We start from the raw sequence: 22,938 nt of genomic DNA, 5'->3' as shown, positions 1-22,938 counted from the left end.
ACAACCGGGGTCCAGGGGACGGAGTCCCCCGGAAGAACTCATCTGCTCGACCCCTGAGGGGTCACGTGCCCGTGAGGTGTTCGGGCCGTACCGGTGTCCTGTTCAGCTCCAGGCCGGTCGCGTTGCGGATCGCCGCGAGTACGGCCGGAGTCGAGGACAGGGTGGGGGCCTCGCCGATGCCGCGCAGCCCGTACGGGGCGTGCTCGTCGGCGAGTTCGAGCACATCGACCGGGATGGTCGGCGTGTCGAGGATGGTGGGGATCAGATAGTCGGTGAAGGAGGGGTTCTTCACCTTTGCCGTCTTCGGGTCGACGACGATCTCCTCCATGACAGCGATGCCGAGGCCCTGCGTCGTACCGCCCTGTATCTGGCCGAGGACGGACAGCGGGTTGAGGGCCTTGCCGACGTCCTGGGCGCAGGCCAGTTCGATGACCTTGACCAGGCCGAGCTCGGTGTCGACCTCGACGACGGCGCGGTGCGCGGCGAAGGAGTACTGGACATGGCCGTTTCCCTGGCCGGTCCGCAGGTCGAAGGGTTCGGTCGGCCGGTGCCGCCACTCCTCTTCGACCTCGACCGCCTCCTCACCGAGCACGTCGACCAGGTCGGCGAGCACCTCTCCGGCGTCGGTGACGACCTTGCCCCCCTCCAGGAGCAGCTCGGCCGTGGCCCAGGCGGGGTGGTACGAGCCGAACTTGCGGCGTCCCGTCTCCAGGACCTTCTCGCGCACCAGCTCGCACGCGTTCTTCACGGCGCCGCCGGTGACGTACGTCTGCCGCGAGGCCGACGTGGAACCGGCGCTGCCCACCTGGGTGTCCGCCGGGTGGATCGTCACCTGCGTGACGCCCAGCTCGGTGCGGGCTATCTGCGCGTGGACGGTGACACCGCCCTGGCCGACCTCGGCCATGGCAGTGTGCACGGTGGCGACGGGCTCGCCCGCGATGACCTCCATGCGCACCTTGGCGGTGGAGTAGTCGTCGAAGCCCTCGGAGAAGCCGACGTTCTTGATGCCGACGGCGTAGCCCACGCCCCGTACGACGCCTTCGCCGTGTGTGGTGTTGGACAGACCGCCCGGCAGCTGCCGTACGTCCGCGCCCTCGGAGCTCTCCCACTGGCGCTCCGGCGGCATGGGCATCGCCTTGACGCGGCGCAGGAGTTCGGCGACCGGGGCCGGGGAGTCGACCGGCTGTCCGGTCGGCATGATCGTGCCCTGCTCCATGGCGTTGAGCTGCCGGAACTCCACGGGATCCATGCCGAGTTCCTTCGCCACCTTGTCCATCTGCGCCTCGTAGGCGAAGCAGGCCTGGACCGCGCCGAAGCCGCGCATCGCGCCGCAGGGCGGGTTGTTGGTGTAGAGGGCGATGGCCTCGATGTCGACGTCGTCCACGACGTACGGGCCGATGCCGAGCGAGGAGGCGTTGCCGACGACGGCCGGGGAGGCCGAGGCGTACGCACCGCCGTCCAGGACGATACGGCACTTCACATGGGTCAGCTTCCCGTCGCGAGTGGCGCCGTGCTCGTAGTACAGCTTCGCGGGGTGGCGGTGGACGTGACCGAAGAAGGACTCGAAGCGGTTGTAGACGATCTTGACCGGCTTGCCGGTGCGCAGCGCCAGCAGGCAGGCGTGGATCTGCATGGACAGGTCCTCGCGGCCGCCGAACGCGCCGCCGACGCCGGCCAGCGTCATCCGCACCTTCTCCGGCGGCAGGCCGAGGACGGGCGCAATCTGCCGCAGGTCGGAGTGGAGCCACTGGGTGGCGACGTAGAGCTCGACGCCGCCGTCCTCCGAGGGGACCGCGAGACCGGACTCCGGGCCGAGGAAGGCCTGGTCCTGCATGCCGAAGCAGTACTCGCCCCTGACGATCACGTCGGCCTTCTTGGCGGCCTCGGTCACGTCGCCGCGGACGATCGGCTGGCGGTGGACGACATTGGGGTGCGGGACATGGCCGATGTGGTGGTCCGTGCGGTCCTCGTGGACGAGGACCGCGTCCGGGGCGGTCGCCGACGCCTCGTCGGTGATGACCGGGAGTTCCCGGTACTCCACCTTGATCTTGGCGGCGGCGCGGCGTGCGGTCTCCGGGTGGTCGGCGGCGACGATCGCGACCGGCTCGCCGTGGTGGCGCACCTTGCCGTGCGCGAGGACCGGCGTGTCCTGGATCTCCAGGCCGTAGTTCTTCACATCGGTCGGCAGGTCGTCGTACGTCATGACGGCGTAGACGCCCGGCGTGGCGAGAGCCTCGGAGGTGTCGATGGACACGATCTCGGCGTGCGCGACCGTGGAGCGGAGGATCTGGCCCCAGAGCATGTCCTCGTGCCACATGTCGGACGAGTACGCGAACTCGCCGGTGACTTTGAGGGTGCCGTCCGGGCGGAGCGTGGACTCACCGATGCCGCCCTTGGTCTGCGAGCCCTGGGTGATCTTGGTCGGAGCACCGTTCGTCCCCATGGTCAGACCCCCTCGGACTGCCGGGCGGCCGCCAGGCGGACCGCGTCCATGATCTTCTCGTAGCCGGTGCAGCGGCACAGATTGCCCGACAGCGCCTCGCGGATGTCCGCGTCGGTCGGGTTCGGGTTGCGCTCCAGCATCTCGTCGGCGGCGACCAGCAGACCCGGGGTGCAGAAGCCGCACTGGACCGCGCCGGCGTCGATGAACGCCTGCTGGATCGGGGAGAGCGTCGCATGCGGGAAGGCACCGCTCTGGCCGGTCCCGGAGTCGGTGCCCTTGGCCTGCCAGCGCCGGGCCTCGTCCGGCGAGGTGCCGCATGCGCCCGTGCCGCAGGAGCGCTGCCGGGCGTAGTCCGCCAGGCCCTCCACGGTGACGACCTCGCGGCCCTCCACCTGCCCGGCCGCGACCAGGCAGGAGCACACCGGCACACCGTCCAGGCGGACCGTGCAGGAGCCGCATTCGCCTTGTTCGCAGGCGTTCTTGGAACCGGGCAGGCCGAGGCGCTCGCGCAGGACGTACAGCAGGGACTCGCCCTCCCAGACGTCGTCGGCTTCCTGCGGGCGTCCGTTGACGGTGAAGTTGACGCGCATTACGCAGCTCCCTCCGAGGCGTGGCGGGTGCCGCGGTACGACTCCCAGGTCCAGGTGAGCGTCCGGCGGGCCATGACGCCGACCGCGTGGCGGCGGTAGCTCGCGGTGCCCCGGACGTCGTCGATGGGGTTGCAGGCGGCGGAGCAAAGGTCCGCGAACTGCTTGGCGACGGACGGGGTGATGATCTTTCCGTTGTCCCAGAAGCCGCCCTCTTCGAGCGCCGCGTTCAGGAACTCCTCGGCGGCCCTGGCCCGGACGGGGGTCGGCGCGGCGGAGCCGATGCCCGTGCGGACCGTGCGGGTCTCGGGGTGCAGGGCGAGGCCGAAGGCGCACACGGCGATCACCATCGCGTTGCGGGTGCCGACCTTCGAGTACTGCTGCGGGCCGTCGGCCTTCTTGATGTGGACGGCCCTGATCAGCTCGTCGGGGGCGAGGGCGTTGCGCTTGACACCCGTGTAGAACTCGTCGATCGGTATGCGGCGCGAGCCGCGCACGGACTGGGCCTCGACCTCGGCGCCGGCCGCCAGGAGGGCGGGGTGGGCGTCGCCGGCCGGGGAGGCGGTGCCGAGATTGCCGCCGACGCCTCCGCGGTTGCGGATCTGCGGAGAGGCGACCGTGTGGGAGGCGAGAGCCAGGCCCGGCAGCTCGCTCCGCAGATTCTCCATGATCTTCGTGTAAGGGACCGAGGCCCCGAGCCGCACGCCGTCCTCGCCGACCTCCCACTCGTAGAGCTCGCCGATGCGGCCGAGGTCCATCAGGTACTCGGGCCGCCGGTGGTCGAAGTTGATCTCGACCATCACATCGGTGCCACCCGCAATCGGCACGGCGGTGGGGTGCTCTGCCTTGGCGGCGAGCGCCTCCTCCCAGCTTGCGGGGCGAAGGAAGTCCATGACCGGCTCTCTTCTTCGTCTCGTGTCGTACGGATCAAGCCAGTTCTGGTGCGGCGGGCCTGGCTCGTTCATGTGCTGTTCACGCGGAGTGGACTCAGTACACCGTCCTGTCCTTTGCCACGGTCAGTCACCGAAACCATGAAGGAGTTGGCTGGCCACGGCGCCCATCTTGTAGATTCATATGAACAGAGGCCATCAGGAACCTCACCGGTTTCCTCTGGAAACACAGCGCATGACCAGGGGACATCGCGGGCTCGGCTTCCGAAGGCCCAGGCCCTCGGAGACCGGGGACCGCCCGCCGGGCCCTCACCCTGACCGAACGTAGATTTCTGGACAAGAACGGCGGCGACGAGACATGCGGCTGCGCGCACTGCTGAACACCGACGCGCTGGGGCTGCGGCTGCTCGGCGGGGAGGACGAGCTGGACCGCACGGTCCGAGGTGTGATGACCACGGACCTCAAGGACCCCAGCCGCTATCTCTCCGGCGGCGAGCTCGTCCTCACGGGCCTCGCGTGGCGGCACGACGCCGCCGACTCCGAGCCATTCGTCCGTATTCTCTCAGGTGCGGGCGTCGCCGCGCTCGCCGCGGGCGAGGCCGAGCTGGGCGATGTCCCGGACGATCTGATCGTGGCCTGCGCCCGGCACCGCCTGCCGCTCTTCGCCGTCCACGAGTCGGTGGCGTTCGCCACGATCACCGAGCATGTCGTGCGGCAGGTCTCCGGCGAGCGGGCCGGGGACCTGGCCGCCGTCGTGGACCGGCACCGGCGCATGATGACCTCGGGCCCGGCGGGCGGCGGCCCGGACGTCGTCCTGGATCTGCTCGGCTCCGATCTGGACCTGCGTGCCTGGGTCCTCTCCCCCGCCGGCCGGCCCATCGCGGGCCCCGCACCGGGCCTGTCGGCGGACGTGTGCGCCACTCTGGCCGCCGGGCAGCTGGCGGCGGCGCGCACAGGCCGCCGCGGGCCTCACCGGGTGACGGTCGGCACTACCACGTACTCGCTGTTCCCGGTCCGGAGCTGGGGGCACCGCCCGGCGGAAGCCGGGGGAGGCCGTACGGGCGGCGCCTCGCGGGACGTGCGGGAGACGGTGCTGTCCGACTGGCTGCTCGCCGTCGAGGCGGACGCCGGGGACTGGCCCGAGGAGCGGCTCGACCTGCTCCAGGGCGTCACCCAGCTGATCGCGGTGGAGCGGGACCGCAGGGACGCGGCGCGCACCGTGCGGCGGCGGCTCGCGCAGGAGATCCTGGAGCTGGTGCAGACAGGGGCCGCGCCCGCCGAGATCGCGGCCCGGCTGCGGGTCGCCGCACCCGTGCTGCTGCCCGGCCTCGGATCGGCCCCGCACTGGCAGGTGGTCGTGGCCCGGGTCGAGTGGGAGGACGGAGACATCGAGGGCGGGCCGGTTGCCCAGTCGCTCCTGGAGGAGATCCTCGTCGACCCGCTCTCCACCGGTCCGGAGCACTCGGACCGCATAGCGGTTGCCCACACGGGTGACGAGGCGATCGCACTCGTCCCGCTGCCCGCCGTCACCTCGGAGCACGACGGCTCCGAGTCCGGCATCGTCGCCGACGCGCTCCTGGAAGCCGTACGGGACCCGCTGTCCGCCGGACTCGACGGCGACGGCCGCCTCACGCTCGGCGTCAGCGCCGCGGTGCACTCGGCCGAGGGGCTGCGCGGCGCCCTGGAGGAGGCTCGGCACGCCCGCCGCGTGGCCGCCGCCCGCCCGGGCAGAGTCTGTGCGGCGGGCCACCAGGAGCTGGCCTCGCACGTGCTGCTGCTCCCGTTCGTCCCGGACGACGTGCGCCGCGCCTTCACGGCCCGGCTGCTCGACCCGCTGCGCGACTACGACCGCAGGCACCGTGCCGAGCTGATCCCGACTCTGGAGGCGTTCCTCGACTGCGACGGCTCCTGGACGCGCTGCGCCACCCGGTTGCACCTGCACGTCAACACGCTGCGCTACCGCGTCGGGCGTATCGAGCAGTTGACGAGTCGTGACCTCTCACGGCTCGAGGACAAGCTCGACTTCTTCCTTGCGCTGCGCATGAGTTGAGGTCACGGCGCTGAGGGCATGACGGTCCCATGCGGCGTCGGTGTCCCACGACTTTGTGAAATCCTTCACCCACCCTCTTGGCCCGGCACCGCGATTGGTGCTGGAATGCCGCCACCACTCAACAGCTCGATGGCGTGCTCGGGGAGGGCAACGTGGCGCATACCGCCATGTCTGGTAACGGAACGACCGCAGGTGACGATCCACTCCAGACCGCGGTATGGCGGCTGCGCTCACGCGCGTGCTGGGCCGACGCGGCAGCCCTCCTGCGGCCGGGGACGGCCAAGGCCTCACTCCAGCGGGCCTCACTGCTCGTCGAGCGGTGTCTGTACACGGAGCACGGGTGGGAGGAGGCCGAGGACGCGCTGCGCACGGCCGAGGCACAGGCCCACAGCGACGAGGAGCGGGGCGCGGCGGCCTGCGAGCGGGGGCAGCTGGCGTACGCGTCCACGCTGCACGGCGTGCGGGACCGGGCGGACGAGGCGCGCGCCGCGCTGGGCCGGGCGGCCGCGCTGATCCCGCCGGGCGTCGCCGGCCGGGCGCTGCTGGACTTCCGGCGCGGACTCATCGCCGAGAACCTCGCCGGTTCCCCGCAGGCGGCCCTCGCCGCCTACCGGCGTGCCCACGCGGGCGCCTCCGCGCACGGTGACGCGCTGCTGCTCTCCTGCACGTGGCGCCACCTCGCCGGACTGGCGCTGCGTGAGGGCGAGGTCGCGGAGGCACGGCACGGCTTCGCCGAGTCGCTGCGGATCCGGGAGGAGCTGGGCTACCTGGTCGGTACGGCTCCGGCGCTGGCCTCGCTCGCGGACACGGAACCCGAGCCGGATGCCTCCCGGCTGCGGGCCGAGGCGGGCCGGCTGTTCCGCCTCCTGGGCTGTGTGCCGACCTGGCTGGCACGACAGCTGACGGCGGTCCAGTCGGCGCCGGGGCAGGCCGCTTCGTAGCACTTAGTCATGGTTTGCCCGGATCCTTCTTCAGAGGAAGCTGAGAGATTGCTGTGCCAGGCTGGCGCGCCGATCGGCGACACGGTCACGATCGTGCCGCCCGCACCCTGGTCGCCTCCTGGAGGAGCACCCGATGAGCCTCGTCAACGGCTTGCCCGCACACGTGCTGTTCGTCCACTTCGTCGTCGTACTGGTCCCCCTGACCGCGCTGGCGCTCGTGGCCGGTGCCCTCTGGCCGAGTGCCGCGCGAAGGCTGGGTGCGATCCTGCCGGTACTGGCGTTCGTCACGCTGGTGACCGTGCCCCTGACGACCCAGGCCGGCGAGTGGCTGGAACGGCACGTCGGCAGCGATGCGCTGGTACGCCGGCACGCCGAACTCGGTGACGGGCTGCTGCCATGGGCCGCCGGCCTGTTCGTACTGGCGGCGGTCGTCTGGTGGACGACCCGTCGGGCACCCGCGCCGGGGGGCGACTCCTCGGCCGCGCCCCGAACGCGCGGCGGCATGGTCGTCCGGATCGCGGCGGCGGTGCTGTCCGTTGTGGTGGCGGCCGGCGCCGTCGTGGACGTGTACCGCATCGGCGACTCCGGCGCGAAGGCCGCCTGGCACGACGCCTTCTCCCAGAAGACCACGGGCCAGGGGGGCTGACGCCCGCCCGATCACGGCGTCCGGGGAGGTGTCCTCGGCGGGGGAGGACGCTCTACGGCGTGAGCCGTCAGGCCGCCCCCGCGAAGTGTTCCCGGACGAGCGACTGCACGACCGCGAGGTCCTGTGCGATCAGCGCGTCCAGCAGGGCCGTGTGTTCGGCCGCGTCGGCGACCAGGTCGGCGCGGCCGCGTGTGACGGGGCCGCCGACCAGCGGCCACTGGGCTCGGCGGTGCAGGTCCTCGGCGATCCGCACCAGTTGCTCGTTGCCGGCGAGGCCGAGCACCGCGCGGTGGAAGGCGCGGTCGGACTCCGCGTACGTCGCCCGGCACCCCAAGGACGCGGCCCGGACGGTGGCGTCGGCCAGCGGACGCAGCTGCCCCCAGCGGTCCGCGGGCACCGTACGGGCGAGCCGCAGCATCACCGGAACCTCGAGCAGCGCCCGGATCTCGGCGAGTTCGGCCAGTTCGCGGGCGCCGCGCACGACGACGCGGAAGCCCCGGTTGGGTACGACCTCGACCGCGCCCTCGAGGGCGAGCTGTTGCATCGCCTCGCGTACGGGTGTCGCGGACACCCCGAAGCGCTCGCCGAGCACGGGCGCGGAGTAGACCTCACCGGGGGCCAGCTCCCCCGCGACCAGGGCGGTGCGCAGGGCGTCGAGGATCTGGCGGCGGACGGAGGCCCGCTGGACGACGGGACGCCCGCCCTCCGTGGGCCAGGCCTCCCCGTCGAGCGGCCCCACCTCCGGGCGCGACCGCGGGATCGGCTGCTCGCAGTGGGTGTGCTCACCGCGCGTGGACACCGTGGCGGAGCCGCGTTCGCGCGTCTCGTCGCCCGGCCGGCTCTGCGGCGGCACATCGGCGGCCGCTGCTCGGACGTCCGCGGCCTCCGTATCGACGTAGCCCTCCGCGCGGCGGGAACGGGCCTGCTCCACGGGCTCCTCCTCCGGTCCTGGCGGTGCTGGGCACTACGCGTGTCGTTCATGGCGGTTGTTACCGCTCGTAAAGTACCTTAGGCACCTTACGCTCCGGTTCACACACCGATCACCTTGAATAGGCAAGCCTTGCCTATCGAGAACCCTTGACCGGCGGGCCGAGGGCGCGGACGGGCTCCCGCCGCCCGGCTCACGAAAGGCGGGGCCGTCCTCTACGCCGCCCAGCCGCACAGCGCCGCCCAGGCCCACAGCACCACCCCGTCCGCGGACACCTGCGCCGCCGCCGGCACGTCCGCGCCACCGCCCCGCACCTGCGACGCTCACCCGCCATGTACACCCGCGATGTACACCCGCGACGCCGACCGTAGCGCCAAGCCCGCGGCTGCCGCGGCCGGTTGAGGTCTCATCGGCCGGACCCCAAACCGGCTCGGCACCGCACACCCCTAAGATCCACTCCGAACAAGCCACCGTACGGATCACGGGCGCTTCACAACTTCCCCTCCCGTCGCGGGAACTTTCCGCGGCACCATCCGTACGGGTAGTCTTATTCGAACTCAACTCCCGCCCCTCAAGCGACAGTTCGAGCAGAACGCTGCCCTGGGCATCCCCTTGCACTTCCTTGGCGGCCTCTTGCCCCGAAACCCCCTGAGGGCCGGTGGGATTGGGCCACTATGGCGGGCGTTACGCCCTATCCCAATGCAAGGGACCCCAGATGAGACTGACCGACATATCGCTGAACTGGCTGCTTCCGGGCGCCGTACTCCTCCTGGGCATGCTGGCGGCGGTGGCGGTGCTCGCGCGTGGCAAGCGGTCCAGGGAGAGCACGAGTACCGACGACTCGTGGGAGCGCAGCGAGGAACGCCGCAGGCGCAAGGAGGCCCTCTACGGCACGGCCTCCTATGTGCTCCTCTTCTGCTGTGCGGCCGTGGCCGCGGCGCTCTCCTTCCACGGCCTGGTCGGCTTCGGCGAGCAGAACCTGAACCTCACCGGCGGATGGCAGTACCTGGTCCCGTTCGGGCTCGACGGCGCGGCCATGTTCTGCTCCGTGCTCGCGGTACGCGAGGCCAGCCACGGCGACGCCGCACTCGGCTCCCGGATCCTGGTGTGGACGTTCGCGGCCGCCGCCGCCTGGTTCAACTGGGTGCACGCCCCTCGGGGTCTGGGGCACGCCGGGGCGCCGCACTTCTTCGCGGGCATGTCGCTGTCGGCCGCGGTCCTCTTCGACCGCGCGCTCAAGCAGACCCGCCGCGCCGCGCTGCGCGAGCAGGGTCTGGTGCCACGGCCGCTGCCGCAGATCCGGGTCGTCCGCTGGCTCCGTGCGCCGCGTGAGACGTACCGAGCCTGGTCGCTGATGCTGCTCGAGGGCGTGCGCAGTCTGGACGAGGCCGTCGAGGAGGTCCGCGAGGACCGGCGTCAGAAGGAGCAGAACAAGGCGCGCCGGCGCGAGCAGCACCGGGTCGAGCGCGCGCAGCTCAGGGCGATCAGCCGCGGCCACCGCTCACTGACCGGCGGCAACGGCGGACGCCAGGTCGAGGTGCAGACCGTGGAGCGGGCGTCCGCCCCGGTCTCCTCGGAGCCTGCCATACCAGCGGCGGAACTGCCCGTACGCAGCCGCCCCTCGCTCCAGCCCGTCCGTACCTCCTCCGCCGACCCGATCACGGTGGACCTCACCGCGGAGGACGACACGATGGCCCTGCCCCGGCTCGACTCCCTGGAGCGCAAGCTCAAGGATCTTGAACAGCAGTTCGGCTGAGACCGGACACCATTCCGGGAAGGGGGCTCGGCACGATGCCGCGCCCCCTTCCCGTGCGTCAGGCGGCTTCCGCTGCCAGTTCGAACCACACGGCCTTACCGACACCGTGAGTCCGTACGCCCCACGCGTCCGCGAGGGACTGCACGAGGACCAGCCCCCTGCCGTGCGTTCCGTCATCCGTGTCCGGCACCCGCAGCCTCGGCCTGCGCCCCACGAAGTCCCTTACTTCCACGCGAAGTCCGCTCGATGACACCGTGGCCGTCAGCACCGCGTCGTGATCGGTGTGGACGAGCGCGTTGGTGACCAGTTCGCTGGTGAGTAGTTCGGCTATCTCGGATCGTCCCGGCTTCCCCCAGTGCCTCAGGAGTTCCCGCAGCGCCCTGCGTGCCTCGGGCACCGCCCGGAGGTCCGCCCTTCCCAGCCTGCGCCTGAGCTGCGGGCCCCCCGGCAGGACCGTCGTACCGTTGGTCGTTTCCTCCGCCTTCTTCGCCGAGGAGGCCCCGATGACCACGGGACCGCCCCCTCGTGCTCGCCTCTTCATGACCCCCGCCCGTATGTGGATGCGGATTCCCCTCCTGCTCCAACACGTTCAGTGGGATCCATGCCCCGTAGGGGAGGCGCCAGTCATGTCGAATCGCCAACAACCGAACGCGGAGTCGACTTCGGCCGGGATGACGGGACGTCAGAGCACCACCATTACGCCAATCGGATTGATCGTCATATTTTCGGCATGTCCGGCATGACACATATTGGGATGATATGTACGTTCAATCTCGCATCGGCTCACAGCCGACGTCTCTCAGACAGGAGAACTGATATGGCAACGCGTTCCACCGCTGTTACCGCCGGGCTCGCGGCTGCCGCGGCCCTGGTGGCCACCGGCATCACCTACGCCTCGGCCGCCTCCGAGCCGGTCCAGGCTGCCGCGGTCTCGCCGGCCGCTGTCGCCCCGGCGGCCGGCGCCCCGGCCGCCGCCCCCATGGGCGGCAACGGCAACAACAACAATGGGGGCAAGGGCAACGAGGGTCGTGAGGAGGAGCACCACCACTTCCGTCACCACCGCTTCATCGGCCGGATCCACGTCAACGAGCGGGACTTCCCCGCCGTTCCGGACGGCTGCATCACGATCGTCAGCGGCCTCGGCTCCAACAGCGTCAACGTCCGCAACGACAGCCACGAGACTGTCGAGGTCTTCAACGGTGCCACCTGCGACAACGGGGCTCCCCTCGCCACCGTCGGCCCGTGGAGCTCGAGCAACGGGCTCTTCCCCCGCCACGTCAAGGGCGGTGTGAAGGTCAAGCACGGCGTCGTGGCCAGCATCCGCGTGGTGCGTAACCACGAGTTCTTCCGGTTCGGCGAGTTCGGCGAGCGCGGCGAGTTCGGCGAGCGCGGCGAGTTCGGCGAGTTCGGCGACCGCGGCGAAGGGAAGTGACACGGACACTCGGCGTGTCACTTGGAGAAGAGCGAGAACCCCGGCCCGCCGGAATCGGGCCGGGGTTCCGGTCTTGGCGGCCTCCGCGCTAAGGCCGGGGCACGTTGCGCAGGTTGGACCGGGCCAGCTGCAGCATGCGGCCGACCCCTCCGTCCAGCACCATCTTCGAGGCGGAGAGCGCGAAACCCGTCACCATCTCCGCGCTGATCTTGGGCGGGATGGACAGGGCGTGCGGGTCGGTGACGACGTCGACCAGGGCGGGACCCGGATGCCGGAAGGCGTCCTTCAGTGCGCCCGCGAGTTGTTTGGGCTTCTCCACCCGGATGCCGTACGCACCGCACGCGCGCGCCACGGCGGCGAAGTCGGGGTTCTTGTTGGCCGTGCCGTAGGACGGCAGTCCGGCGACCATCATCTCGAGCTCCACCATGCTGAGGGAGGAGTTGTTGAACAGGACCACCTTCACCGGCAGGTCGTACTGCACAAGGGTCAGGAAGTCGCCCATCAGCATCGAGAAGCCGCCGTCCCCCGACATCGACACGACCTGCCGCTTCCGGTCGGTGAACTGCGCGCCGATCGCCATCGGCAGCGCGTTCGCCATCGAGCCGTGGGAGAACGAGCCGATGACACGGCGGCGGCCGTTGGGCGATATGTAGCGGGCGGCCCACACATTGCACATCCCGGTGTCGACCGTGAAGACCGCGTTCTCGTCGGCGATCTCGTCGAGGAGCGACGCCACGTACTCGGGGTGGATGGGAATGTGCTTCTCGACCCTGCGCGTGTACGCCTTCACCACGCCTTCCAGCGCGTCGGCGTGCTTCTTCAGCATTCTGTCGAGGAAACGTCGGTTGTCCTTGGGCCTCACCCGCGGGGTCAGACAGCGCAGGGTCTCCTTCACATCGCCCCACACCGCGAGATCCAGTTTGGAGCGGCGGCCGAGGTTCTCCGGCCGTATGTCCACCTGAGCGATCCTCACATCGTCGGGGAGGAAGGCGTTGTACGGGAAGTCGGTGCCCAGGAGGATCAGCAGATCGCACTCGTGCGTGGCCTCGTACGCGGCGCCGTAGCCGAGCAGACCGCTCATGCCGACGTCGTACGGGTTGTCGTACTGGATCCACTCCTTGCCCCGCAAGGCGTGTCCCACCGGAGATTTGATCTTCCCCGCCAGCTCCATGACCTCGGTGTGCGCGCCCGCCGTGCCGCTGCCGCAGAACAGGGTGACCTTCTCCGCCTCGTCGATCATCGCCACGAGCTTGTCGATCTCGGCGTCCCCCGGACGGACGGTGGGCCGGGAGGTGACCAGGGCGGTCTGGGCGGGCTGGTCGGGGGCGGGCTGGTCGGCGATGTCTCCGGGGAGCGAGACCACGCTCACGCCGCTTCGGCCGATCGCGTTCTGGATCGCCGTCTGCAGCAGGCGGGGCATCTGCTTCGGGTTGGATATCAGCTCGCTGTAGTGGGAGCACTCCTGGAACAGCCGGTCCGGGTGGGTCTCCTGGAAATAGCCGAGGCCGATCTCGCTCGAGGGGATGTGCGAGGCGAGGGCCAGCACCGGGGCCATGGAGCGGTGGGCGTCATACAGGCCGTTGATGAGGTGCAGGTTGCCGGGGCCGCAGGAGCCGGCGCACGCGGTGAGCTTGCCGGATATCTGGGCCTCGGCGCCCGCCGCGAAGGCGGCGGTCTCCTCGTGGCGCACATGCACCCAGTCGATGGCGGAGTTGCGGCGGACGGCGTCCACGATCGGGTTGAGGCTGTCGCCGACCACCCCGTACAGGCGTTTGACCCCTGCGCGGGCGAGGATGTCGACGAACCGATCGGCGACGTTCTGCTTGGCCATGGATCCATGCACCCCTTCGGTCTGCCTGCATCCATCAATCCACAGGGACCGCGATCACGCCTCCCAAACAGCGGCCGCCGTACGGTCGTCGGCGTAGCCCTTCACCCTCACGAGGGTGTCCGCGAGGAAGGCCGCCAGACCCGGCGGTTCGGCCTCCGACCAGCGGGCCGTCAGGTGTTCGGCGAGCTGCGGCTCGTCGCGCAGCGGGTCGGCGAGGCCGCTGGAGCACAGCAGAAGCGTGTCACCCGGGCGGGCGATGGAGGCGCGGAACCGGAAGGGGTCGCGGGGCGGTTCCGGGGCCGGTTCGTAGGGGCTCGGCGGCGTCGTGATCCCCAGGTCCATGGTGAGCCGGTCGCCCTCGGGGGTCTCGGACGGCAGTGCGCCGAAACCGACCACCGCCTCGCCGGCCGTCTCGGCGGCTCGCGGCTCGATGTCCTGCCACTCGCCGTCCCGCAGCCGGAAGAGACCGCCCCCGCCGACCCCGAAGAAGACGCGCGTACGGCAGGCGGGATCGGCCGGCAGCAGCAGACAGCGGAGGGTCGCGGTGTACTCCTCGGGCTCGACCCCCTGCCCGGCGGCGCTGGCGCGGAGCTTGCCCAGACTGCGGTCGGTGAGCCGCTGGAGACCCGATTTGAGGTCGCCGCGCCGGGCGGCCCGGATGTCCTCGCCGAGGCGGACATGACTGCGCCCGACGGACCGTCCGATCCAGTGACACGCCTCTGCGGCGGCCCGGTGCGCGCCGGGCGTGGCCCGTGCGCCGGTCGCCATGGCGACGAGGAGGAGCGCCTGGTCGCCGGTGCCGAAGCGGGCGGTGAGCAGGGCGTCCCGCCGCGGCTCGCCCCGGTAGCGGCCCGAGTCCCCGCGCGCGGAGACCGCGCGCAGGGTGCAGGCCCCGTAGCGCGCCCCGTCCAGCACGGTGTCGGGAACCAGGTCGTCGAGGTCCTCCGGATCGGCGAGCGGGAGGGCGGTCGGCTCGGCGTGATAGGTGGGCGGCCCGGAGCCCACGTGGTCGACCGGAGCCGGGCCGCGGGGGACGCTGAGCCGGGGCGACGCGACGTCCGCGGCATCGGCGACCCGCACGGCCTGCGATGTTCCGGCGACCGGCACGGCGGCTCCGGCTTCGGTGGCCGCAGGCGCTTCGCCGGGCGGAGCCGGGACGTGGGAGACGGGACCCTGCGGGGTGGTCTCGTACGGAGGGACGGGGGGCGGCGGAGGCGCGTCGCCCGGCGCAGGCGCGGGCGGGCCGGCCGGGGGGCGGTTCGTCGAGGGAGCCACGTCCGCCGGGGGGCGGTCCGGGAGCCGCGGCAGATCGGCCGGAGGGCGGGCGGACCGGAGCTCGGTGGTCGGCGCATCCGCACGGAAGCCCGGGGGCGTCGGTGCGGGAGGGAAGGTCACGGGCCCCGACGGCCGGACGGACGGAGGTTCCCAGGGCGCGGGTCCCCGGGGTGGATCCCCCGGCCGCCGGTCGGCGGACCCGGTGGCAGCCCCCTCGACGGAAGACCCTGCAGGGGCAGCTCCGCTCCCCGGCGGCGCGGGATCCGGGTACGGCCCCGCTCCGCGTTGCTCCGGCACGAGCGGCGGCGCCTCGAGCGGCGCGTCCCCCGCGCTCCCCCGGCCCACCGTCCCCGATGCGGAGGCGAAGCGGTCGTCGAGGGTGTCGGCCGCGGGAGCCGGTCCCGTGTCGCCGGTCGAGTCGTCGTACAACTGCCCCCACCAGTCGTCCTCGTGACCGGTCGGCTTCTCCCCCTGCTGACTCATGCCCCCAATTGTCCACCTCTCGGGGCGTATGAAAACGGGGCATCCGGAAATTGCGGCGAGTTGACAACCGGACCTGGGCCTGAGGAAGGTACAGCGCCGGGTGAAGGGTCTGGTGGGGGCGACCGGGGTGACGACCCGGCTGCAACTCGACTGGCACGCCTAGGAGCGGGGGTGGGTGGCGCGGAACTGACCGGCGCCCTCACGGCCGCACCCGTCAACTGGCACCCGTCATCCGTCATCCGTCAGCCATCACCCGTCAACTGGCACCCGTCACCCGTCACCCGTCAGCGGTCACCCGTCGAGCGTCTCCAGGTCGATCGCGTCCGCGAGCGCCTTCATGCCCGCGTCGTTGAAGTGGAGGTGATCGCCGGGGTCGTATGCCGGCCGGATACGGTCGGGGCGGTGCGGGTCGCGGACGGCGGCGTCGAAGTCGGCGACCCCGTCGAAGAGCCCGCTGCGGATGAGCGCGTTCACCTCGTGCCGCAGTCCCTCGCGGGCCGGCGTCCAGTCCCGGTTATCCCCGAACGGGGTGAGGGTGGCGCCGATGACGTGGACGCCGTGGGCGTGGGCGCGGGCCACGATCCGGCGGTATGCGCGCACGAAGGCGGCCGGGTCGGTCTGGGGTGGAGCGCCCTTGAGGTCGTTGACGCCCTCCAGGACGATCGCCGCGCGTACTCCGGCTCGGGTGAGGACGTCGGCGTCGAGACGGGCCAGGGCGCTCGGGCCGACACCGTCGAGGAGGAGGCGGTTGCCGGAGATCCCGGCGTTCAGGATGCCGGGCCGACGGTCGGCGGGCAGCGCGCGCAGACGCTCCGAAAGGAGGTCGGGCCAGCGCCGGTTGGCACCGAACGAGGATCCGGTGCCGTCGGTGAGGGAGTCGCCGAGCGCGACGACGCTGCCCTCCGCACTGGGACGCAGGACGTCGATGCCGGTCACGTAGTACCAGTGGGAGACCGTGGTCGTGTACGCGGCTCCGCTGGTGTCGGCGGCCCGGTTTCCGTGCCTGGCAAGGTAGTTGGTCTGCAGCGCGGTGCGGTGGTACGTCGCCGGGCCGGAGCCGGTGGGGGTGTGCACGGTGACGAGGAGGTTGGCGTCGGCCGGGACGCGGAGGCGGACGGGGTCGGTGACGCGGTCCTGGCCGACCGGGACGGTCACGGAGGTCGCGCCGGAGAAGGTGGCGATGCGCAGGGAGCCCGGCACGGCGCCGGGCCCCGCAGGCGTCCCCGGAAGCTGCAACGCGACGGTGACGGTGTCGAGTTGGAGCGGCGCGGTACCGAGACGGTTGGAGACGCGGATACGGGCCGCGGTGCCGCCGACACTGGTGTGCACGACGTTGCGGATCGAGGCACCGGGCAGGGCGGGCGCCGTACCGGAGGGCGCGGCCTCCCAGGTGCCGGTCCAGTGCGGGGCCGTCTCGGGCCGGGCGGCCGCGCCGGGGAAGGTGGCCGCGGTCGACATGACGGTGAGCGCCAGGACGGCTAGGCAGCGGCGCCGGGCTCTTCTCGTGCGGGGCAGGTGGCTCATACGGACTCGCCCTTTCCTCGCCGGTCGCCCCGGGCGCGGGGCCGGGAAGCGCTCGATGTCTTCCCGGGACACGCCGACTTCCTAACGCCCCGTCACACGCTCGGCCGAACGACCCGATACCGGCCTCAGGGACCATGCGGTCGTCCTCGTCCGTCCGGTTTCCGCCATTCCCGGACACGGGACCGGCGGAAACCGGACATGACCTGCGGGGCCGTGTGCCTGCCGGTCCTGCGGGGCCGTGTGCCTGCCGGTCCTGCCGTTCCTACCGCTCCTGCCGGTCCTGTCGTCGCAGCCCGCGCTTCGCCTCCATCGCCGCCCTGCCCTCCGCCCCCTTCCGCTTCCACTCGCGCCGCAGCTCCGCGCGCACGCGCGCATCCGTCTTGGCGACGATCCATTGGTTCTCCCTGACCAGCTTGCGATGGCTGTCCAGCCGCCGCTCGGTCAGCTCCCCGGACTCGAGCGCCCCGATCACCGCACACCCCGGCTCCGCGACGTGCGCGCAGTCGTGGAAACGGCACCGCGCGGCCAGTTCCTCGATCTCGGAGAACACCTGGCCCACACCGCTCTGGGCGTCCCAGAGCCCCACCCCACGCAGCCCGGGGGTGTCGATGAGGACCCCACCGCCCGGCAGGGCGAGCAGATTGCGGGTGGTGGTGGTGTGCCGGCCCTTGCCGTCCATGTCCCGCGTGGCCTGCACGGCCATGACGTCCTCGCCGATCAGCGCGTTCGCGAGGGTGGACTTCCCCGCGCCGGACTGCCCGAGCAGCACGGACGTACCGCCGGAGACAACCGCGGCGAGGACGTCGAGTCCCTCTCCGCGCTGCGAACTGACCGGCAGCACCGGCACCCCGGGCGCCACCGTCTCCACGTCCTGGACGAGATGGGCGACCGTCACCGGATCCGGCACCAGGTCGGCCTTGGTGAGCACGACGACCGGCTGCGCCCCGGACTCCCAGGCCAGCGCAAGGAAGCGTTCGATACGGCCGAGATCGAGCTCCGCGGCGAGCGAGGCGGCGACGACCGCGTGGTCTACGTTGGCGGCGAGGATCTGCCCCTCGGACCGCTTGGAGGAGGTGGATCGCACGAAGGCGGTACGGCGCGGCAGATACGTCCGTACATAGCGGGGACTGCCCGCGGGTTCGACGGCGACCCAGTCGCCGGTGCACACGACACGCAGGGGGTCGTGCGGGGTGACGAAGGCGGTGTCGGCGCGCAGAACCCCGTCGGCGGTGATCACGTCGCACTGGCCGCGGTCGACCCGGACGACCCGCCCGGCGACCAGTCCTTCGGCGTCGTACGGGGCGAACGAGTCCGCCCATGCGTCGTCCCAGCCGTAGGGGACGAGCGCGGAGAAAGCAGAGTACGCGGAGGTGGAAGTCAAGGGAGACCCTTCACAAGGGTGGCCCCGGCGGGCGCGCCGTGCGCGCCTTCGGATGAGGTGTCAGCCGGTGGCCACGGAGGTGGATGTGATGAATTCCTGGATGAGGGCAGCGCTCGCCGCAAGGACGGTCATCGGTCACACCTCCTGTTCCTCACTCGGCAGACGGCAGCGGCGGCCAAGCCACCGCGAGAAGCAGATCCACCCTAGAAGCACGGCCTCTCGACCCACCACCGAATTTCCCGCCAGCTCACACCTGTGACAGTGATCAGCGCGCTGTCAGGCGGCGACGCGCCACCAGCCGGCACCGGCTGGTCTGGGATGTCGCGGCGGACCTCGGGGAGGGGAGGTGATCGTCCTGATGCCGGTGAGCATGTTCAACACTCGTCACCAAGGAGCGCACCTCCTCACGGGGCAGGGGCAGAGACCGCCATCGGACACCCGGACGGCGGTCTCGACGTGCCGCTCCGTAGAGACGGTGTCGCCGTGGGCCAGGGTGATCGGGGACGACTCGAGGGCACGTTCTTGCTGATCACCAGCTCGATGCGCGGCTGCCGGAGACATTCATGGCAGTGGATGACGCGCTCGGCACCCGGTAGGCCTGGAGACAGCGAAAAGATGTGTCAGAGTGGAGGAGCTAGGCAGGAGAGGGTGCCTGTCATGTCCACATATTTCGAACCTCACAGGTCGGCCACGGCTCACTCCCTCACCGTCCACCGGCGGAGCGAGGACTACGCGGACCTGTTTGCCCAAGCCCCGGTGATCTTCGCTGCGCTCGCTGGCCCCAGGCACCTGCTGGAGGCGGCGAACTCGGCGTTCTTCGAGACCGTCGGGTGCGACCGCGGCCGCGTCGGCGAGCCGATCACAAAGGTGGTTCCGGAACTGGCTCCGCAGGGCGTCCTCGACCGTCTCGATGAGGTGTACCGCACCGGCGTCGCGTACCGGTCCCGAGACGGGCGGCTCCTGCTGGGCGGCCCGGGCAGGCAGCGGGAGGGGTTCTTCGACTTCACCTACGAGCCCCGCCGGGACGCGGTCGGCCGGATAGACGGGGTCGTGGTGATCGCGGTCGAGACCACCGCGTATCACCACGCGCATCTCCTGGCCGCCGAGCAACGCGTGCTGCTGGAGCAGATCGCACGCGACGCCCCGCTGGAGGAGATCCTTTTCGGCATGGCCACGGCGATCGAGGCGCTCTCCCCGGATGTGATCGTCTCGGTACTGCTCGTCGACGCCGACGGACAGCGCCTGCGGCACGGCACCGCCCCGCGCCTGCCCGAGTTCTACAACGAGGCGATCGACGGGGTGCCCATCGCCGAGGGCGTCGGCTCATGCGGCACGGCCGCCTACCGGCGCCGGCCGGTGATCGTCACCGACATCGCCACCGATCCCCTGTGGCAGGACTACCGCGAACTGGCGTCGCGGGCCGGGGTCGCGGCGTGCTGGTCCACCCCGATCCAGGACGCGGACGGCCGGCTGCTGGGCACCTTCGCGATGTACCACCGCACCCCCAAAGCTCCCACGGACAAGGACATGGCGCTCAGCGCGGCGTTCACCCGCATTGCCGCGCTGGCCGTCGAACGCCATTCCGCGGTGGAGGCGAGCCACGCCGCCCAGGAGCGCGAGAGGGCCGCCCATGAGGATCTGGCCTTCCTGCTGGAAGCCAGCACCGCCATCGCGCGCGAGACACACTATGCCGACAGCCTGCAGCGCATGGCGCGCCTGACCGTTCCGGCTCTGGCGCCGCTGTGTTCCGTCCACGTGGTCGAGCGCGGCCAGGCGCAGCGCATCGCCATCGCCGCGTCTACCCGGGACGGGGAAGTGCTCCTCTCTTCCCGCGCACTGCGTGACGAGGTGGACGCCGCGGTTGCCCGCGTGCTGGCTTCCGGCACCACCGAGACCGTCCGCACCGACGGCCGCTGCGCGCAGCTCGGCGTCACGGGTTACGTGTGCGTGCCACTGGCCACCCGGGGTCACGCCTTCGGTGTGCTGACTCTCCTGGCCACCGGCCTCCCCCTGGACGGCCGCACGATCGCCCTGGCGCAGGAGCTCGCCCGCCGGGCTGCATCGAGTGCCGACAACGCCCACCAGTTCAGCGACCGCGCCCGGCTGGCCCGCGATCTGCAGGCAGGCCTGCTGCCTCCCGAGTTGCCCAGAATTCACGGCGCCACCTTGGCGGCCTCGTACCATCCGGCAGGCGAAGGACTCGATGTCGGCGGCGACTTCTACGACATCTTCCCGCTGCCCGACGACCGCTGGGCGCTCATGATCGGCGATGTGTCCGGGCGCGGCGCGCTGGCCGCCACCACCACCGGAATCGTCCGCCACACCGCACGCGCCGCCGCCCGCCTCCTGAACGACCCGGCGGCGGTGGTCTCCGCCATCAACGACGCGTTGACGGGGAGCACCGCCGATGACGACCAGTTCGTTTCGCTCGCCTACGGCGAGCTGTGGCACACCGCGTCCCACCTCGCGCTGAATCTGATCCGAGCAGGCCACGTCCCGCCGCTCGTGCGCCGCGCCGACGGCACGGTCGTGGAACTCGCCGAACCGGGGCTGCTGTTGGGTATCGATCCCGACCCCGGCTTCTGCCCGTCCGGCATCGAACTGCACCGTGGCGACAGCCTGGTCCTGGTCACCGACGGCATCACCGAGGCTCGTTCGGCCGACGGTGAGTTCTTCGGCGAGGACCGCTTGGCCGACGCGCTTGTCGCCGTCCGGACCACCACGCCCACCGCCGCCGCCGTCGTCGAGTCCGTCACCGCCGCGGTCACCACGTTCGCAGGCAATGCCACCCTCGACGACCAGGCCGTACTGGTTGTCACCGCCGCCTGACAGTCCGCCGGCGTCCAGGGCGATACACAGACAACGACATGATCGACGTTGGTGGCCGACACCCGGCCGTCGGAACGCTTGGACGAGGTCGACCGGACTAACGCCGTACGGCGGGCAGTAGCCTCAGCACCTACCGCGGTCGCTGCCTTCGCGGTCGACGGCTTCCCGGACGATGCCGACCGGTGTGACGACATCGCACTGGCCACGGTCGACACGTACGAGACGACCGGGCAGGAGACCCTGCTTCCAGAGGGTGCGACGAAGCCGAAAAAGAGAAGAAAGATTCAAGGGGAGCCCTTCACGGGGGTGACCCCGGCCGCGCGCACTCGCAGGCGCGAAGAAGACGGGAAAGATCAGCCGGAGGCGACAGAGGTGCCCGGGCTCAGCCATCCGTCGAGCAGCCAACCCCGTTCACCGTGAACTCGCCGGGTGCCGAGTTGCCGCCGTGCCACGAGGCGATGAAGCCGATCGCGAAGGTGCCGTTCGCGGGGACCTGCTTGTTGTAGGCGGTGGCCTTCGCGGTGACCTCGGCGCCGTCCTGGGTGTAGGTGCCGTCCCACATCTGCGTGATGCGCTGGCCGTCCTTGAAGGTCCAGTCGATGCGCCAGTCCTCGAGCGCCCTGGCCGAGGTGACCGTGACCGTGGCCTGGAAGCCCTCCGGCCACTCGTCGACGATGTGGTACTTCACCCGGCAGGTCGTCGGTGAGGCCTCGGCGGGCTGCGCGGGCGAGTCCGCCACCGGGCTTGTCGACGTGCCCTGCGGTTCGGCGTCGGAGTCCCCCTTCTTCGTTCCGGCGCCCGAGCCGGCCGGGCGCGAGGTCGAGGACGCACCGGTCGTGCCCTTGCCCGAGGGCGGCTCGAGGTGTGTCGAGGGGGGTGCCGGAGCGGCGACCGGCCGTCGGTCTGCCGAGTCGCCGCCCGCCGTCGTGGCTCCGCCGGAGTCGCCGAGCTGCATCAGCGAGACCGTCAGCGCGAGCACGGACACGATCACGGCCGCGACGAGGATCCCGGTGCGGCCGATCCTGGGCCGTGCCGAGGTGCCGACGGCGATGCCCCGGTCCGTGCCCGCGTCGGCGCGCCCGCCGGTCAGCCCGGCCTCCGCGGCGCGGCGCCGCCGCTCCAGATACGCGAGCCCGCCCCAGCCGATCACCCCGCTCGCCAGCGCGGCGGGCATCCCGCCGCCGTACAGCCGCAGGCACGCCGCGGCCTCCGCGCACTCCACACAGGTGGCGAGGTGCCGCGAGAGGTCCTCCGGCGTCCCGGTGCCCGGCGAGCGGGTGACCGCGTCGAGGAGCCGGGCGTAGCTGCGGCAGCGCGCGTCCATGGGCGTGTCGAGGCGGTTGCGCTGGCAACGGTCCCGGAACAGCGCCCGCACCTGGGCGAGTTCCTCCGCGGCGGCCGCGGGGTCCAGTCCCAGCCTGCGGGCCACGTCGGTCAGCGGCAGCGACTCCACCTCCGCGAGCCACAGCAGCGCCGCGTCCGGCTCCTGCATGTCCCTGAGCCCGCGCAGGGCCAGCGGCCGCCTCAGGGGCGGTCCGGTGTAACGCCCGGCCTTGTCGGAGTTGAGCCACAGCCGCAGATCGGGGTCGAGCCGGTGCCCCTTGCCCTCGGTCTCCCAGGCCGCGGCGGTGGTGCGGACCGCCGTCAGCAGCAGGGGAATCCGGGGCAGCCACGGGGTGCGGCGCCCGGTGGCCTTCGCCTGGGCCTCGGCGGCACGGGCCTCGTGGACGCCGTGGGTGAAGGCCTCGGTGGCCAGTTGCCTGCCGGCTGCCGCATCGGAGGCGCACAGGTCGGCGTACGACAGGACCGCGTCCCAGCACTCCGAGAACAGAGCGGCCTCGGCGACGTCCTGGGGGGTCGGCAGGTCGGGCATGGGGGCTCCTGCATCAACTGCTTCCGCAAGCAATGCCAACCCAACTGAAATACAGGCCAGTTGAGGGTC

16 protein-coding genes and 2 pseudogenes are annotated in these 22,938 nt (G+C 71.4%); 7 read left to right on the top strand and 11 right to left on the bottom strand.

The genetic code is table 11. The annotated features are described in order from the left end of the window. Positions 1-61: 61 nt before the first annotated feature. The 3 genes from AAW14_RS11610 to AAW14_RS11600 are packed head-to-tail and all read right to left on the bottom strand — an operon-like array spanning position 62 to position 3,923. On the bottom strand, positions 62-2,443 hold the full coding sequence (locus tag AAW14_RS11610) for a xanthine dehydrogenase family protein molybdopterin-binding subunit (RefSeq protein ID WP_265562811.1): 2,382 nt from the start codon (positions 2,441-2,443) through the stop codon (positions 62-64). A 2-nt stretch (positions 2,444-2,445) separates the two neighbouring features. Then, positions 2,446-3,033: a (2Fe-2S)-binding protein gene (locus AAW14_RS11605; protein ID WP_265562809.1), complete on the bottom strand. Its 588-nt coding sequence runs from the start codon at positions 3,031-3,033 to the stop codon at positions 2,446-2,448. Beyond that, positions 3,033-3,923, bottom strand: coding sequence for an FAD binding domain-containing protein (locus AAW14_RS11600; RefSeq protein ID WP_265562807.1), 891 nt, complete (start codon positions 3,921-3,923; stop codon positions 3,033-3,035). Before AAW14_RS11600 ends, AAW14_RS11605 begins: the two co-directional genes overlap by 1 nt. 355 nt (positions 3,924-4,278) lie before the next feature. On the opposite strand from AAW14_RS11600, the gene AAW14_RS11595 reads away from it, so the two are divergent. The 3 genes from AAW14_RS11595 (at position 4,279) to AAW14_RS11585 (ending at position 7,557) form a co-directional block, all read left to right on the top strand. After that, complete coding sequence (locus tag AAW14_RS11595) at positions 4,279-5,970, top strand: PucR family transcriptional regulator (RefSeq protein WP_265562805.1); 1,692 nt, start codon at positions 4,279-4,281, stop codon at positions 5,968-5,970. A 152-nt stretch (positions 5,971-6,122) separates the two neighbouring features. After that, on the top strand, positions 6,123-6,911 hold the full coding sequence (locus AAW14_RS11590) for a hypothetical protein (protein ID WP_265562803.1): 789 nt from the start codon (positions 6,123-6,125) through the stop codon (positions 6,909-6,911). A gap of 133 nt (positions 6,912-7,044) precedes the next feature. Continuing rightward, entirely contained in the window at positions 7,045-7,557 is a 513-nt protein-coding gene (locus AAW14_RS11585) for a DUF2231 domain-containing protein (RefSeq protein ID WP_265562801.1), read from the top strand. A gap of 67 nt (positions 7,558-7,624) precedes the next feature. Here the strand turns inward: AAW14_RS11585 and AAW14_RS11580 are convergent, their stop codons facing one another. Next, positions 7,625-8,488 carry a GntR family transcriptional regulator gene (locus tag AAW14_RS11580; RefSeq protein ID WP_416223289.1) on the bottom strand — a complete coding sequence of 288 codons (864 nt, stop codon included), beginning with the start codon at positions 8,486-8,488 and terminating at the stop codon, positions 7,625-7,627. Between the two features lie 712 nt (positions 8,489-9,200). Between AAW14_RS11580 and AAW14_RS11575 the strand changes: the two genes are divergently transcribed. Next, entirely contained in the window at positions 9,201-10,241 is a 1,041-nt protein-coding gene (locus AAW14_RS11575) for a DUF2637 domain-containing protein (RefSeq protein ID WP_265562799.1), read from the top strand. Between the two features lie 58 nt (positions 10,242-10,299). Here the strand turns inward: AAW14_RS11575 and AAW14_RS11570 are convergent, their stop codons facing one another. After that, entirely contained in the window at positions 10,300-10,752 is a 453-nt protein-coding gene (locus AAW14_RS11570) for an ATP-binding protein (RefSeq protein ID WP_322741059.1), read from the bottom strand. Positions 10,753-11,058: 306 nt separating this feature from the next. Between AAW14_RS11570 and AAW14_RS11565 the strand changes: the two genes are divergently transcribed. Next, positions 11,059-11,673 carry a hypothetical protein gene (locus AAW14_RS11565; RefSeq protein ID WP_265562795.1) on the top strand — a complete coding sequence of 205 codons (615 nt, stop codon included), beginning with the start codon at positions 11,059-11,061 and terminating at the stop codon, positions 11,671-11,673. A gap of 88 nt (positions 11,674-11,761) precedes the next feature. Here the strand turns inward: AAW14_RS11565 and AAW14_RS11560 are convergent, their stop codons facing one another. Both AAW14_RS11560 and AAW14_RS11555 read right to left on the bottom strand, forming a co-directional pair. Continuing rightward, the gene (locus AAW14_RS11560; RefSeq protein WP_265562793.1) at positions 11,762-13,504 is read right to left on the bottom strand and encodes a pyruvate dehydrogenase; all 1,743 of its coding nucleotides are present in this window, start codon (positions 13,502-13,504) and stop codon (positions 11,762-11,764) included. Between the two features lie 54 nt (positions 13,505-13,558). Next, on the bottom strand, positions 13,559-15,262 hold the full coding sequence (locus tag AAW14_RS11555) for a protein phosphatase 2C domain-containing protein (protein WP_265562791.1): 1,704 nt from the start codon (positions 15,260-15,262) through the stop codon (positions 13,559-13,561). Positions 15,263-15,326: 64 nt separating this feature from the next. Between AAW14_RS11555 and AAW14_RS11550 the strand changes: the two are divergent. After that, positions 15,327-15,425, top strand: a pseudogene (locus AAW14_RS11550) (helix-turn-helix transcriptional regulator); the annotation flags it as partial. A 128-nt stretch (positions 15,426-15,553) separates the two neighbouring features. Here the strand turns inward: AAW14_RS11550 and AAW14_RS11545 are convergent. Together AAW14_RS11545 and rsgA are read right to left on the bottom strand one after the other, a co-directional pair. Next, complete coding sequence (locus AAW14_RS11545) at positions 15,554-16,786, bottom strand: SGNH/GDSL hydrolase family protein (RefSeq protein ID WP_416223288.1); 1,233 nt, start codon at positions 16,784-16,786, stop codon at positions 15,554-15,556. A gap of 262 nt (positions 16,787-17,048) precedes the next feature. Further along, positions 17,049-18,167, bottom strand: coding sequence for a ribosome small subunit-dependent GTPase A (gene rsgA / locus AAW14_RS11540; RefSeq protein ID WP_265562789.1), 1,119 nt, complete (start codon positions 18,165-18,167; stop codon positions 17,049-17,051). 657 nt (positions 18,168-18,824) lie between these two features. Here rsgA and AAW14_RS11535 point away from each other — a divergent pair. Then, positions 18,825-20,996, top strand: a complete 2,172-nt coding sequence (locus tag AAW14_RS11535; RefSeq protein WP_265562787.1) for a SpoIIE family protein phosphatase — start codon at positions 18,825-18,827, stop codon at positions 20,994-20,996. Between the two features lie 20 nt (positions 20,997-21,016). Here AAW14_RS11535 and AAW14_RS11530 read toward each other — a convergent pair. Both AAW14_RS11530 and AAW14_RS11525 read right to left on the bottom strand, forming a co-directional pair. Continuing rightward, positions 21,017-21,242: pseudogene (locus AAW14_RS11530) on the bottom strand (GTPase RsgA); the annotation flags it as partial. A gap of 136 nt (positions 21,243-21,378) precedes the next feature. Further along, positions 21,379-22,869, bottom strand: a complete 1,491-nt coding sequence (locus AAW14_RS11525; protein WP_265562785.1) for a cellulose binding domain-containing protein — start codon at positions 22,867-22,869, stop codon at positions 21,379-21,381. Between the last annotated feature and the right edge of the window lie 69 nt (positions 22,870-22,938).

Source organism: Streptomyces hygroscopicus (assembly GCF_026168105.1).
Taxonomy (GTDB): Bacteria; Actinomycetota; Actinomycetes; order Streptomycetales; family Streptomycetaceae; genus Streptomyces; species Streptomyces hygroscopicus_D.
This window is presented reverse-complemented; position numbering and strand designations above follow the sequence as displayed.